The 13968-nt window shown below is 65.4% G+C and carries 15 protein-coding genes; 8 read left to right on the top strand and 7 right to left on the bottom strand.

The features are described 5' to 3' along the window. Positions 1-116: 116 nt before the first annotated feature. From MKK04_RS09765 to MKK04_RS09745, 5 genes are all read right to left on the bottom strand, one after another. Positions 117-1169 (bottom strand): DUF1615 domain-containing protein, encoded by a 1053-nt coding sequence (locus MKK04_RS09765; protein WP_233687757.1) that lies wholly within the window; start codon positions 1167-1169, stop codon positions 117-119. Positions 1170-1195: 26 nt separating this feature from the next. After that, on the bottom strand, positions 1196-1747 hold the full coding sequence (locus MKK04_RS09760) for a hydrolase (protein ID WP_043199084.1): 552 nt from the start codon (positions 1745-1747) through the stop codon (positions 1196-1198). 57 nt (positions 1748-1804) lie between these two features. After that, the gene (locus MKK04_RS09755) at positions 1805-2524 is read right to left on the bottom strand and encodes a thioesterase II family protein (RefSeq protein WP_063915032.1); all 720 of its coding nucleotides are present in this window, start codon (positions 2522-2524) and stop codon (positions 1805-1807) included. After that, positions 2521-2742: an MbtH family protein gene (locus tag MKK04_RS09750; protein ID WP_003256222.1), complete on the bottom strand. Its 222-nt coding sequence runs from the start codon at positions 2740-2742 to the stop codon at positions 2521-2523. Before MKK04_RS09750 ends, MKK04_RS09755 begins: the two co-directional genes overlap by 4 nt. A gap of 119 nt (positions 2743-2861) precedes the next feature. After that, positions 2862-3263 carry a hypothetical protein gene (locus MKK04_RS09745; RefSeq protein WP_063915033.1) on the bottom strand — a complete coding sequence of 134 codons (402 nt, stop codon included), beginning with the start codon at positions 3261-3263 and terminating at the stop codon, positions 2862-2864. A gap of 264 nt (positions 3264-3527) precedes the next feature. On the opposite strand from MKK04_RS09745, the gene purU reads away from it, so the two are divergent. Genes purU through MKK04_RS09715 form a run of 6 tightly spaced genes read left to right on the top strand, consistent with a single transcriptional unit; the run spans position 3528 to position 10351 of the window. Then, positions 3528-4394 (top strand): formyltetrahydrofolate deformylase, encoded by an 867-nt coding sequence (gene purU, locus MKK04_RS09740; protein WP_233694291.1) that lies wholly within the window; start codon positions 3528-3530, stop codon positions 4392-4394. Further along, complete coding sequence (gene folD / locus MKK04_RS09735; protein ID WP_241106507.1) at positions 4391-5302, top strand: bifunctional methylenetetrahydrofolate dehydrogenase/methenyltetrahydrofolate cyclohydrolase FolD; 912 nt, start codon at positions 4391-4393, stop codon at positions 5300-5302. The genes purU and folD overlap by 4 nt, the downstream gene beginning before the upstream one ends. Then, positions 5284-6525 (top strand): FAD-dependent oxidoreductase, encoded by a 1242-nt coding sequence (locus MKK04_RS09730; protein WP_241106506.1) that lies wholly within the window; start codon positions 5284-5286, stop codon positions 6523-6525. The genes folD and MKK04_RS09730 overlap by 19 nt, the downstream gene beginning before the upstream one ends. An 11-nt stretch (positions 6526-6536) precedes the next feature. Further along, positions 6537-6842, top strand: a complete 306-nt coding sequence (locus MKK04_RS09725; protein WP_233694289.1) for a sarcosine oxidase subunit delta — start codon at positions 6537-6539, stop codon at positions 6840-6842. Beyond that, a complete protein-coding gene (locus tag MKK04_RS09720) occupies positions 6839-9742 on the top strand; it encodes a 2Fe-2S iron-sulfur cluster-binding protein (RefSeq protein ID WP_241106505.1) in 2904 nt (967 codons plus the stop codon). Before MKK04_RS09725 ends, MKK04_RS09720 begins: the two co-directional genes overlap by 4 nt. A 3-nt stretch (positions 9743-9745) precedes the next feature. Further along, positions 9746-10351: a sarcosine oxidase gene (locus tag MKK04_RS09715; RefSeq protein WP_241106504.1), complete on the top strand. Its 606-nt coding sequence runs from the start codon at positions 9746-9748 to the stop codon at positions 10349-10351. A gap of 356 nt (positions 10352-10707) precedes the next feature. Here MKK04_RS09715 and MKK04_RS09710 read toward each other — a convergent pair whose 3' ends face one another. Beyond that, a complete protein-coding gene (locus MKK04_RS09710; protein WP_207833806.1) occupies positions 10708-11592 on the bottom strand; it encodes a LysR family transcriptional regulator in 885 nt (294 codons plus the stop codon). A 146-nt stretch (positions 11593-11738) separates the two neighbouring features. Between MKK04_RS09710 and MKK04_RS09705 the strand changes: the two genes are divergently transcribed. Together MKK04_RS09705 and MKK04_RS09700 are read left to right on the top strand one after the other, a co-directional pair. Continuing rightward, positions 11739-12758 (top strand): alpha/beta hydrolase, encoded by a 1020-nt coding sequence (locus MKK04_RS09705; RefSeq protein ID WP_207833808.1) that lies wholly within the window; start codon positions 11739-11741, stop codon positions 12756-12758. 54 nt (positions 12759-12812) lie between these two features. Next, positions 12813-13535: a pirin family protein gene (locus MKK04_RS09700; protein ID WP_233687761.1), complete on the top strand. Its 723-nt coding sequence runs from the start codon at positions 12813-12815 to the stop codon at positions 13533-13535. A 114-nt stretch (positions 13536-13649) separates the two neighbouring features. Here the strand turns inward: MKK04_RS09700 and MKK04_RS09695 are convergent, their stop codons facing one another. After that, positions 13650-13943 (bottom strand): DUF1330 domain-containing protein, encoded by a 294-nt coding sequence (locus MKK04_RS09695; protein WP_233687762.1) that lies wholly within the window; start codon positions 13941-13943, stop codon positions 13650-13652. Positions 13944-13968: the final 25 nt, after the last annotated feature.

The following is a 13968-nucleotide window of genomic DNA, read 5'->3' as shown; positions in this document are numbered from 1 at the left end:
TGCCGGCCTCTTCGCGGGCTTGCCCGCTCCCACAGGTACCTCACTGCTCTCTGGCCCTGTGCTATCCCTGTGGGAGCGGGCAAGCCCGCGAAGAGGCCGGTGCAAAACGTAGACAGCTAACGCTTCATGCACCGCTGATAGCGCTCATCCACCCGCCCGGCAAACCACGCCGTGGTCAGCTTGCGGGTGATCTTCGGGCTTTTCAGCTGGATCCCCGGCAGCACCGCCCGTGGCAGCGGCTTGCCGGCCGCGGCCTCCGCCAGCGCAAACACCCCGTTGTACAGCTTGCTGTCCTCGAAGGCCAAGCTATCGCCCTCCTCCAGCTGGCTGCGAATCTGCGGGTTGCGCAACCCAAGCTTCGCCCCCAGCTTGCGCGCTGCCTGTTCGGTAGTGCCCGGCATGATCGAGCCCGGCGCTACCAGATCGCCGTCCAGCGCCAGCGTCACCCCCGTCGCCTTGCTCAGTGCCGCCTGAAATGCCGCATTGCGACTGGCGTACCAGCCCGCGTTGAAATCGGCAAAGCGATACAGCTGGCGATCGTAGTTGGCCGAATAGCCTAGCAAGTGGGCGATACCGAAATACATGCCGCCGCGCCGGGTGAACACTTCCTGGCGAATGCTGCCGTCGTGGCTGTAGGGGTAATCCCGCGCATGCTTTTCGGCGAAGTCGATGCTGACCTGCATCGGCCCACCGGTATGCACCGGGTTCAGCCCGCCCAACAAGGTCTTGCCCAGCGGCACGCGAGCGATGACCTCATCGTACAGTTCGCTCAACTGCTTCTCGCTGCGCACCGCCTGCAAGCGTTGCTGGTAGCTCTTGCCGTTACCCGACGGCGTCTTCAGTGCACCGTCGACCAGCAGCTTGGGGATATGCAGGCGCGCGGCGCGGCGGTCGATTTCCTCACGGGCGATACGCCCCAGGTTGGGCACCTGCGGGTCGGCGCTGAAGGTCGACTCCTGCTCGGTCACCGCCAGCACCGCGCACAGGTTGCTCTTGCCGGGGGCAATGCGCTGGGCCTCGAACGCCACCTGAATGTCCCGGGCCCAGCCCTCCCGGTCCTTGGCCTGGGCGGGCAACAGCCGCAGCAGTTGGGCGCGGACCTTGGCCGGGTCCGCCTCGGGCGCTTCCTCACGGCGCCCGGCGCAGCCTTGCAGCAGCGCCAGGGCCATCAACCCGGCAGCCAGTAACCGGCCGTTCAGGGCTGTTCACCGACCAGATAGGTCTTGCTGATGTGGCGGAACAGCGGGTGGCCGGCACTGCCCATAAGCTCGAACAGGACCATTTCGCGGGTCACCACCTGCGCCCCCGCCGCCCGCATGCGCGCCAGGCCTGCGGCCTTGCTCGCCGGGGTACGGCTGTCACAGGCATCCTCGACCACGAACACCTGCTTGCCCAGTGCCAGCAGGCCGAGCACGGTCTGCAGCACACAGACGTGGGTTTCCATGCCGCAGACAATCACTTGCTCCCGGGCCATCAGACTTGCTGGCAGGCACTCGGCGGCCACGCAGGAAAAATGGCTTTTCTCCACCACCTCTGCGGCCGGCGCTGCGGCCAGCAGCTCGGCCAGGGTATGGCCCAGACCCTTGGGGTACTGCTCGGAAATCACCGTCGGCAGTTCCAGCTCGGCCGTCGCCGCCAGCAACCAGCGGGCTCGCGCGCGGGTGCCTTCAGGGTCGCTCATGGCGCCGATGAGTTTTTCCTGGATGTCGACGACCAGCAGCGTGGCCTTGTGGGGATCGATCAGCATTGTCTGCCTCTTGCCTGGGAAAAGGCCTAGCCTCCCCCAGGCAAGCGGTAACGTCAATCAGGCGGACAGCCGAAGCGGTTGCAGCGACGCGGCCAGCGCAGCGAGCACCCGGTCCTCATGTTCATGGATGAAGAAGTGACCGCCGGGGAACATCTGCAGCGAGAACGCGCCGTGGGTTTCCTTGCGCCAGGCCTGCAACTGCTCGTCACTGGCCCGGTCCTGCATACCGCCCAACACGTGCAGCGGGCACTGCAACGCCGGCCGCTGGCGGTAGGCGTAGGTACCACAGAGCAGGAAGTCGGCGCGCAGGGTGGGCAAGGTCAGGCTCATCAGCTCGGCGTTGGCCAGCACTTCCTCGGGCGTGCCCTGAAGCTCGCGCAACTCGCCGATCAACTCGGCGTCGCTCTTGGGCTCGCGCCAGTTCTTGCCGTCGTAGTCCTCACGGCGGGTCGGCGCTGCGGTGCCGCAGGCGAACAAGGCCAGTGGCGGCGGGCAGCCCAGCGCTTGCAGCTCATGGGCCAGTTCGAAGGCCAGCAATGCGCCCAGGCTATGGCCGAGCAGCGCGTAGGGAGTGCTGGCCGCCAGGCGCTGTTCGGCGGCCAGTTGCCGGGCCAGGGCCTGCATGTCGGTGTGCAGTGGCTCGGCCATGCGCGCACCACGCCCGGGTAGCTCCACCGGGCGTACCTGCAGCCACGCCGGCAGCTTGCGCCGCCAGCGGCTGTAGACCATGGCGCTGGCCCCGGAATACGGCAGGCACAGCAGGTTCAACGCAGTCACTGGGCGGCGGCTTCGGCCATTTTCTGGCGCAGGCTCAGCGGGCGCATGTCGGTCCAGACCTCGTCGATGTAGGCCAGGCAATCCTTCTTCAGGCCGCTCTTGCCGACGGCACGCCAGCCATTGGGGATGGCTTTGTAATCGGGCCAGATCGAGTATTGCTCTTCGTGGTTGACCACTACCTGGAACTGGATATCGTCGCGGTCGAAAACGGAAGTCATTGCCTGTCTCCTTGAGTGATGAATGCCGCTGCGCGCCTGGCGCAGGGGGGCTTTCAAGTAGACGTAGCGTGCGGCGGAAAAATTAGTGGGGCCTGACGCTCCCACGCCGGGATGAAAGATCAGGTATCACGCAGCAGGTCGTGGGTATCGAGCAACCGGAAGGCAACCTGCGGGTTGCGCTCCAGCCCACGACGGATTGCCGCCGGGATCGACTGCCGGGTCTTGCGACACAGCCCGGGCTGGTCGTCCAGTTCGATGACGATGCCGCGCATGGTCCGCACTTCATTGAAGCCAGGGGCGATGTGCACGCGGATGCCAAGGTTTTCGTACATCCGTTGCTGCAGGCGCTGCAGGTCTTCCAGGTCCTTGAGGTTTTCCAGGCGTTCGAGCAGGCGCTTTTCTTCCTGGCGGGTCAGCAGGAGGATGCGCTGGGCTGTCTGCGGGTGGTTGGCCAGGTGTTCGCGGCCACAGTCGCAGGCGCCAGGCGGACAGGGTTGGCGCAGGGGGGGAGAACTGGTCATTGGGCAAGCATAGCCAGTTTTTGTGCCTCTTGTGCGGGCCCTATTGCTGGCAAGCCGGTCCCCCCAGGAGCTGCGATGGCCTGAAAAAAGTTTCCTGAGAGGATAAAAAATTTCACAAACCTCTAGACCGCCAACCCTGACTTCGCCTATAAATCGCCTAAAGGAAATTTATATTCCTACAAAGAAACAACCCTTCGCCTCCTCGCGAAGCTTCTTTTGCCCTTGTGCCCGATCTGCCCCACTCCATCACGAGGCCTATCCGACATGCACCCCGCTCCCGATCACTTCATCCTGCGCGTCAGCTGCCCGGCCGTGTCCGGCATCGTCGCCGCAGTGACCACCTACCTGGCCGAGCACGGTTGCTACATCAGCGAGATGGCGCAGTTCGACGACGAGGACAACGGGCGCTTCTTCATGCGCGCGGTGTTCCGCTACAACACCGGTGTCACGGGCGACACGCCGCAGCTGGAGGCCGGCTTTGCCGATGTCGCCCAGCGTTTCGACATGCAGTGGAGCCTGCACAGCAGCGCCCGGCCAATGCGCGTGCTGCTGATGGTGAGCAAGTTCGACCACTGCCTGTCCGACCTGCTGTACCGCCATGCCAAGGGCGAACTGGACATGCAGATCACCGCCGTGGTCTCCAACCACCTGGACCTGCGCCCGATGGCCGAGCGCCAGGGCATCCGTTTCGTCTACCTGCCGGTCAGCAAGGACACCAAGGCCGAACAGGAAGCCGCGCTGCTGCGCATCGTCGAGGACACCGGCACCGAACTGGTGGTGCTGGCGCGCTACATGCAGATCCTCTCCGACGACCTGTGCCACCAGCTGTCGGGCCGGGCGATCAACATCCACCATTCGTTCCTGCCCGGTTTCAAGGGCGCCAAGCCATATCACCAGGCCTACCAGCGCGGGGTGAAGCTGATCGGCGCCACTGCCCACTACGTTACCAGCGACCTGGACGAAGGCCCGATCATCGAGCAGGAAGTACAACGCGTGGACCATGCCTATGCACCGGACGACCTGGTGGCCATCGGCCGCGACACCGAGACCATCGCCCTGTCCCGCGCCGTGAAGTACCACCTGGAGCACCGGGTGTTCCTGAACCACGACCGCACGGTGATCTTCAAATGAGCGCCATTCCCGGTGTCAAGCTGATCGACGGCAAGGCCACCGCGACGCGGGTGCTGGCCGAGGTGCGCGAGCAGGTTCGGGAACTGCGCCAGGGCGGCGTGCAACCGGGCCTGGCCGTGGTGCTGGCAGGCACCGATGCCGCCAGCCAGGTGTATGTGCGCAACAAGGTGCTGCGTGCTGAGGAGGTGGGCATCCGCTCGCTGGAGCATCGCCTGCCCGCCGACACCAGTCAGGCCCAGCTGCTGGCGCTGATCGAGCGCCTGAACCGCGACCCCGAGGTCAACGGCATCCTGGTGCAACTGCCGTTGCCGGCCCATATCGACGAACACCGCATTCTCCAGGCGATCAGCCCACTGAAGGATGTGGACGGCTTCCACAGCGAGAACGTCGGCGGCCTGGCCCAGGGCCGCGATGTGCTCACCCCGTGCACGCCCAGCGGCTGCATGCGCCTGCTGCGCGATGCCTGTGGCGAGCTGCGCGGCAAGCATGCGGTAGTGGTCGGCCGCTCGAACATCGTTGGCAAGCCCATGGCCGCCCTGCTACTGCAGGCGGACTGCACGGTGACCGTGGTGCACTCGCGCAGCCGCGACCTGCCGGCGTTGTGTCGCCAGGCCGACATCCTGGTGGCCGCAGTGGGCAAGCCGAGGCTGATCGGTGCCGACTGGCTCAAGCCCGGCGCGGTGGTGATCGATGTCGGTATCAACCGCATCGATGAAGGCGGCCACAGCCGCCTGGTCGGCGATGTCGACTTCGCCGCTGCGTTGCCCCGGGTGGCGGGTATCACTCCGGTGCCCGGCGGCGTCGGCCCGATGACCATCGCCTACCTGATGAAAAACACCCTGCTCGCCCTCGACCTGCAGCAACAGGCCGCCCACCAGGAGCGCACCGCATGCCTTTCGCCCTGCTGAAATACGGCCTGAGCGCCGACTACCCGGTGGAGGTCGACCTGCCGCCACCGTGCGAACTCAAGCCACGCTATGACGTGGTGATCATCGGCGGCGGTGGCCACGGCCTGGCAATCGCCTACTACCTGGCCAAATACCACGGTGTCACCAATGTCGCCGTGCTGGAAAAGGCCTATCTGGGCGGCGGCAACACTGCGCGCAACACAGCGGTGATCCGCTCCAACTATCTCACCAGCGAAGGTGTGCGCTTCTACGCAGAATCGGTGCGCATGTTCCAGAACCTGTCGAACGAGTTCGACTTCAACATCATGTACTCCGAGCGCGGCCAGCTCACCCTGGCGCACACCGACGCCACCGTGCGTGCCTTCCGCCAGCGTGCCGAAGTCAACAAGCACTTCGGTGGCCGTACCGAAATGATCGACCGCCAGCAGATCCGCGAACTGGTTCCCAGCCTGAACCTGGATCCCGGCCACCTACCGGTGCTGGCCGGCCTGTGGCATATCGACGGCGCCACCGCACGCCACGACGCGGTGGCATGGGGCTACGCCAGGCAGGCAGCCAAGCGCGGCGTGGAAATCCACCAGCTGACCGAAGTGCAGGACCTGCTGATTCGCAATGGCCGCATCGAGGCGGTGAAGACCAATCGCGGCACCGTGCAGTGTGGCTGCGTGGTGCAGGCGGTGGCCGGGGCCAGCTCGCTGCTGATGGCCAAGGCCGGCATCCGCGCGCCGATCCACACCTACCCGCTACAGGCCATGGTCACCCAGCCGTTCAAGCCATTCCTCGATCCGCTGGTCAGCTCGTCGGCGCTGCACTGCTACGTGCAGCAGACCAGCCGTGGCGAGATCGTTTTTGGTGGAGGCTCCGACCCTTACCCGCTGTACAACACCCGCTCCACCCTCGACCTCAAGGAAAGCCTGCTGGCCCACGCCATCGAGATGTTCCCGTTCATGGCCAACGCCAAGCTGATGCGCCAGTGGGCCGGGATGACCGACATGACCCCGGACTACAGCCCGATCATGGGCCTGTCGCCGGTGCACAACTATTACCTGGACGCCGGCTGGGGCACCTGGGGTTTCAAGGCCACGCCAATCTGCGGCAAGACCATGGCCGAGTTGGTCGCCAGCGGCGGCAAGGTACCGGAGCTGATCGCCCCCTTCGCCCTGGAGCGCTTCAGCCGCTTCCAGCAAGTCAACGAAATGGGCGCCACTGCGGCCAGCCATTAGGAGCGACGACGATGAAGATCCTGACCTGCCCCTTGAACGGCCCGCGCAATATCAGCGAGTTCACCTACGGCGGCGAGTTCAAGCACATGCCCGACCCGGCCACCTGCAGCGACGCCGAATGGGCCGACTATGTGTTCAACAGCGACAACCTGGCCGGGGTGGTGATCGAGTGGTGGCTGCACAACGCCTCCAGCTACTGGTTCCTGGCCGAACGCCACACGGTAAGCGACCAGGTGCTGCGCACCTTCGACCCGAAACAACTGTTCGACCGCCGCGTCGACTTCGCCCCCGCCGCCACCCCGGAGATTGCCGGATGAACAGCCACACTCGCCTCCCCGCGCCCATGGGCCTGCTGATCGACCGCGAGCGGCCCCTGCGCTTCCAGTTCGACGGCCAGGCCTGCCAGGGCTTTGCCGGTGACAGCATCGCCAGTGCCCTGCTCGGCAGCGGCCGCTGGCTGCTGTCGCGCTCGTTCAAGTATCACCGCCCGCGCGGCCCGCTGAGCATGGCCGGGCAGGACGCCAACACCCTGGTGCAACTGCCGGACGAGCCCAACGTGCTGGCCGACCTGGAAGCCGTTCGCGACGGCCTGGTGGTCGAAGGGCAGAACTTCAACGGCAGCCTGGAGCACGACCGCGACGCGTACCTGGGCAAGTTCTCGCGCTTCATGCCGGTGGGCTTCTATTACCGTTCCTTCTACAAGCCCAAGGGCATGTGGAAGGTGTGGGAGCCGCTGATCCGCAAGAAGGCCGGCCTGGGCGTGCTCGACCTCGGCTTCAAACCGCAGTATCACGACAAGGCCTATCTGTTCGTTGACCTGGCCGTAATCGGTGCCGGCCCGGCGGGCCTGCGTGCGGCACTGGACGCGGCCGATGCCGGGGCCAAGGTGTTGCTGATCGAGCAACAGCCGGTGCTTGGTGGCTCGCTCACCTACGCCCGCTTCGACATCGCCGGCACCCGCGCCGCCAGCCTGCGCCAGGAACTGCTGGCTGCCGTCGAGGGCCACCCGAACATCCAGGTGCTGCTGGAAGCCACCTGCAATGGCTGGTTCACCGACAACTACCTGCCGGTGATCCAGCACAAACGCCTGTACAAGGTGCGCGCCAGCCGCTGCCTGGTGGCGGCCGGCTCGTTCGACCAGCCGGTGGTGTTCCGCAACAACGACCTGCCGGGGGTCATGCTGACCAGCGCCGCGCAGCGGCTGATGAAGCTGTACGCGGTAAAGCCTGGCCAGCGCGCGGTAATCCTCACCGGCCACGATGACGGTTACCTCGCCGCCCTCGACCTGCAGGAGCAAGGCGTGGCCGTGGCCGCGGTGGTCGACATGCGCGCCGCGCCAGCCGATGCCGCACTGGCCGCCGAACTGAAGCGCCGCGATATACCCGTGCACCTGGGCAGCACCGTGTACGAGGCCCTGCACGAAGCAGGCATGCGCCACGTGAGTGGCGTGGACATTCGCCCGATCACCGGCCAGGGCAAGGTCGGCCCGCATGGCCTGCGTCTGGCCTGCGACCTGCTGTGCATGTCGGCAGGCTACATGCCGGTTTACCAGTTGCTGTGCCAGGCCGGTGGCAAGCTGGCTTACGACGTCAACCGCGACGAGTTCGCCATCAGCAACCTGCCGGCCGGGCTGGATATCGCCGGCTCGGTGAACGGCTGTCACGCACTGGGCAATGTACTGGCCGACGCCACTCGCGGGGCTGCCGAAGCGCTGGCAGCGCTGGGCCTGGAATCGCCGACGCAGCCAGTGTTCAGCGCCGAAGCCAAGGTCAACTTCCCCTGGCCGATCTTCCCCCACCCCAAAGGCAAGGATTTCGTCGACTTCGACGAAGACCTGCAAGTGCGCGACATCGTCAACGCCACCCGCAGCGGCTACCGCGACGTGCAGTTGGTCAAGCGCTTCTCCACGGTCGGCATGGGCCCCTCCCAGGGCCGCCATTCGGCGCTGCCGACCGCCCGCCTGGTGGCCCACGCCACCGGGCGCAGCATCAGCGAGACCGGGGTGACCACCGCTCGTCCACCGTTCCAGGCAGAAAAACTGGCCCATGTCGCTGGCCGCGCCTTCGACCCGTACCGGCAAACGCCGATGCACCGCCGCCACCTGGAAGCCGGGGCGAAGATGATGCCCGCCGGCACCTGGCAGCGCCCGGCCTATTATGGCAAGCCCGAGGAACGTGAACGCTGCATGCAGGAGGAAGCGCGCCACGTGCGCGAGAAGGTCGGCCTGATCGACGTTTCCACCCTCGGCGGCCTGGACGTGCGCGGCCCCGACGCCGCCGAACTGCTTGAGCGCCTGTACACCTTCGGCTTCGCCAAGCTGGCCATCGGCCGCACCCGCTACGCGCTGATGACCAACGAGCACGGCGTGGTGATCGACGATGGCGTGTGCGCTCGACTGGCCGAGCAGCACTTCTACGTCACCGCCACCACCAGCGGCGTCGACCGCATCTACCAGCAGATGCTTAAGTGGAACGCGCAGTGGCGCCTGGACGTGGACATCACCAACGTCACCGCCGCCCTGGCCGCGGTCAACCTGGCCGGGCCGCTGTCACGCCAGGTGCTGGCCAAGCTGTGTGACGAGGTGGACCTGTCGGCCGAGGCCTTCCCTTACCTCGGCGTACGCCAGGGCAAGGTGGCTGGCATTGCCGCGCGCATCCTGCGGGTCGGCTTTGTTGGTGAACTGGGCTACGAAGTGCACGTGCCGGCGCGGCACGCCGAGCGCCTGTGGGACGCCTTGATGCAAGCCGGCGCGGGGTTGGGCATTCGCCCGTTCGGTGTCGAGACCCAGCGCCTGCTGCGCCTGGAAAAGGGCCATGTGATCATCAGCCAGGACACCGACGGCATGACCCACCCGGCGGAGATCGACATGCAGTGGGCCATCGGCCGAAAGAAGCCATTCTTCGTCGGCAAGCGCTCGATCGAGATCCTCGAAGCGCAGCCGCTCAAGCGCAAACTGGTCGGCTTCACCCTGCCCAAGGGCAGCCCGCAACCGCTGGAGGGGCATCTGGTGCTGGACGGCCCGGACATCAGCGGCAACGTCACATCCTGCGAATACTCGCAAACCCTGGGGCAAATCATCGGACTGGCTTACGCCGGCGCCCATCAGGCTACGCCTGGCATGCATATCCCGATCCGCGTGGAGGGTGGCGTGATGGTCAATGCCAAGGTGGTGCCCCTGCCCTTCCACGATCCCGACAACCTGCGCCAGGAGCTCTGAGCCATGACCAGTTTGCAAGCCGAAGCTTTTGTTCCACACAGCCCGCGGGCCGAGCTGTTGCACACCTGCGCGTTGACTGACCTGACCGATCTGGCACGGGTCGGGTTTCGTGGGGGCGACAGTGCCGCTTATCTGCAGGCGCGTGGCTACCACTTGCCGTCGCTGCCCAACCAGGCCGTGCGTCAGGAGGACGGTGGCTGGGTAGCACGCTTGTCGCAGAGCGAGTACCTGCTGCTGGGCAGCCTGGCCGACGACGGTGTACGGGTGGCTGCCGAAGAGGCCGGGTGGGTGCAGGAAGCCCAGCGCAACTACCTGCTGCCGCGCCAGGACAGCCATGCCTGGTTACAGCTGTCGGGGCTGTACTGCAGCGCGGTGATGGCCAAGTTGTGCGGGGTGGACTTGCGTGCCCAGGCGTTTCCCGTTGGCGCGGTAGCGCAGACCTCGGCGGCGCGGATCAACGTGATCGTGCTGAATGTGGGGAGTGATGAGAGGCCAGCATTGCAGTTGCTGTTTGATCGGGCTTCGCTGGCGTATTTCCGTGAAGCGGTGCTGGATGCCATGGACGAGTTCGAGGGTGGTTGGGTCGGGGTGGAGGAGTTGATGCAATAACCTGTACCGGCCTCTTCGCGGGTAAACCCGCTCCCACAGGCTCATCACAAGGTTTGGGGGCTGTGGAGTACCTGTGGGAGCGGGTTCACCCGCGAAGAAGTCAACGCGGTGGCTGGCACCGGCTGCGCCGGTGTTCGCGGGCACGCCCGCTCCCACAGGCTCATCACAAGGTTTGGGGGCTGTGGAGTACCTGTGGGAGCGGGTTCACCCGCGAAGAAGTCAACGCGGTGGCTGGCACCGGCTGCGCCGGTGTTCGCGGGCATGCCCGCTGCCACAGGGTCATCACAAGGCTTGGGGGCTGTGGAGTACCTGTGGGAGCGGGCGTGCCCGCGAAGAAGCTCACTCAATACCGAAGGTCAGAGCTGCACCAACCGCTCACGCAGGAAGTTCACAAACCCCTGCACCGGCCGCGCCACCTGTCGGTGCTGCGGGTACACCGCCGACAGCTGCAGCGCCGGCGGTCGCCACTCATCCAGCACCGTCACCAGCCGCCCATCTGCCAGTGCCTGGCCCACGATGAAGGTTGGCAGATAAGTCACCCCCATTCCGGCAATCGCCGCATCCCTTAGCAGCTCGCCATTGTTCGCCCGCATCCGCCCGGCCACCTGGATCGCCTGTGCCTTGCCGCCCTGACTGAACTGCCACTGCACCTGCCGCGAATGCCCATAGGGCAGGCAGTCATGCCCAGCCAACTGCTCCGGCCTGGCCGGCACGCCCCGCGCTTCCAGGTACACCGGGCTCGCACAATACACCCGCTCGACACTGGCAATACGCCGGGCAATCAGGCTGGAATCCTCCAGCGCACCAATCCGCAGCGCCAGGTCATAACCCTCGCCAATCAGGTCCACGGCGCGGTCGCTCAAATCCACTTCCACATCCACCTGCGGGTGCAACTGCAGAAACTCGGTCAGCAGGCAGCCCAGGTGCGCCATGGCGAACGACAGCGGCGCGCTCAGGCGCAAGGTGCCGCGCAAGGCCTGTGCCTGGCCACTGATGTCGTGCTCCACCTGCTGCACTTCGCCGAGCAGGCGCAGCGCCGACTGGTAGTAGTGCTGGCCCAGCGGCGTGGCGTCCAGGCGCCGGGTGGAGCGATTGAGCAGGCGCACGCCCAGGCGCTCCTCAAGCTGCATCAGGCGCCGGCTGACCGATTGCTTGGACATGCCCAGGCGGTCGGCAGCGGCGGTGAAACTGCCGGCCTCCATCACCTGGGCAAAGATGCGCATGTCTTCGTAAGGGTTCATTGTCTTGCTCACAGTGACAGTCAAACGCTTTATAGCGGCTTTTTCCCATCGATGCATCTCCCTAATCTACGCACAAGTCGCAGCGATGGCCCTGAAGGCCAGGCAAGACGCCCACTACCAACACTTGCACAGAAAAGGATTCGCTCATGAACATTGTCCACAAAACCCTTACCGCCTCCCTGCTGGCCCTGTCCGTTTCCAGCGCCTTCGCCGCTGGCAGCCCGGGCGTCGAACAGCACACCCAGGCCTTCCTCGAAGCCCTGGAGCAAGGCGGCGGCAAGCCGCTGGAACAGCTCAGCCCGAAAGACGCCCGCGCCGTGCTGACCGGCGCCCAGGCTTCGGTCAAGGTCGACCTCTCTGGTATCGAAGTGAAGGAACGCACCATCCAGGCCAACGGCGAGTCGATCAAGCTGCAAGTGGTACGCCCGGCCAATGTGAAGGGTGACCTGCCGGTGTTCATGTTCTTCCACGGTGGCGGCTGGGTACTCGGCGACTTCCCGACCCACCAGCGGCTGATCCGCGATCTGGTGGTTGGCTCTGGTGCGGTGGCGGTCTATGTGGACTACACCCCGTCGCCGGAAGCGCATTACCCGACGGCGATCAACCAGGCCTACGCCGCCACCCAATGGGTGGCCGAGCATGGCAAGGAAATCGGCGTGGACGGCAAGCGCCTGGCTGTGGCCGGCAACAGCGTCGGCGGCAACATGGCGGCAGTAGTTGCCTTGAAAGCCAAAGAGGCCGGCACCCCGGCCCTGCGCTTCCAGCTGCTGCTGTGGCCGGTGACCGATGCCAGCTTCGAGACCGCGTCGTACAAGCAGTTTGCCGAGGGACACTTCCTCACCACCGGCATGATGAAATGGTTCTGGGACAACTACACCACCGATGCCAAGGCACGGGAACAGATTTACGCCTCGCCGCTGCGCGCCAGCAGCGAACAGCTCAAGGGCCTGCCGCCAGCACTGGTGCAGACGGCCGAGTTCGACGTGCTGCGCGACGAAGGTGAAGCGTATGCCCGCAAGTTGAATGCGGCAGGTGTGACGGTGACCTCGGTGCGCTACAACGGGATGATTCATGACTATGGGCTGCTCAACCCGTTGAACCAGGTGCCGGCTGTGAAGGCGGCGATGCGACAGGCTGCCGGTGAATTGAAAGTGCACCTGCAATAACCTCATCCACCCATGCGGCAGGGCCTGGTGCCCTGCCCGTTCAGGAGACCTGTCATGCTGACCGTACGCAACGCCCAAGACCGCGGCCTGGCCTTCCATGGTTGGCTGAAGTCCTTCCACACCTTCTCCTTCGGCCATTACCGCAACCCGGACGAGCAAGGTTTCTCCGACCTGCTGGTGATCAACGACGACCGCGTCATCCCCGGCAAGGGCTTTGGCGAACACCCGCACCGCGACATGGAGATTTTCTCCTACGTGCTGGAAGGCGCGCTGGAGCACAAGGACACGCTGGGCACCGGCTCGGTGATCCGCCCGGGCGATGTGCAGCTGATGAGCGCTGGCCACGGCGTGGCCCACAGCGAGTTCAACCACAGCCAGGTGCAGCCGGTGCACTTCCTGCAGATCTGGATCGTGCCGAACGTGCAAGGGGCAACACCGCGTTACCAGCAACAGCATTTCAGTGCCGAGGAAAAGCGCGGCAAGCTGCGCCTGATCATCTCGCCGGATGGCGCCGAAGGGTCGTTGCAGGTGCGGCAGAATGCGCGGGTGTATGCCGGTCTGTTCGACGGTGACGAACGCGCCACCCTGACCTTGCCGGAAAACCGCCATGCCTATGTGCATGTGGCCCGGGGCAGCATCGAGCTCAATGGGCAAGTGCTGAATGAAGGGGATGGGGTGCGGGTGAGGCAGGAACAGGTGCTGGAACTGGGCAACGGGGTGGATGCCGAGGTGCTGGTGTTCGACCTGCGGCCGCATGAATTGCCTGGCATGCCATAAGGCAGGTCCGGCCCTTTCGCGGGTAAACCCGCTCCCACAGGTACGCCACAGTCTTCGAAATCTGTGGCGTACTTGTGGGAGCGGGTTTACCCGCGAAGAGGCCGCAAGTTCAACTCAAGGCTCGAACCCTTCGACGATGATCACCTCAGCCTTCGCCACTCCCTGACGATGTCTGCAAGCCTCCTGGTACAGCTCGGACCGATAACACGCCAGCGCCCGCTCATACGAATCGAACTCGATCACCACGCTACGCTGAGGGGTGGGCCGCCCTTCCATCGCCTCGCTACGCCCGCCACGGGCCAGGAAGCGGCCGCCGAATGCCTCGAAGGCAGCCGGGGCGCGCTGGGTGTACTGCTGGTATTGCTCGGGGTCGGTCACGTCCACATGGGCGATCCAATAGGCCTTCATGCGCTGCTCTCCTGTTACGGCGATA

Origin of the sequence: Pseudomonas sp. LS.1a (genome assembly GCF_022533585.1) — a bacterium.
Taxonomy (GTDB): Bacteria; Pseudomonadota; Gammaproteobacteria; order Pseudomonadales; family Pseudomonadaceae; genus Aquipseudomonas.
Note: the sequence above shows the minus strand (reverse complement) of the source record. Positions and strands in the feature narration are given on the sequence as shown.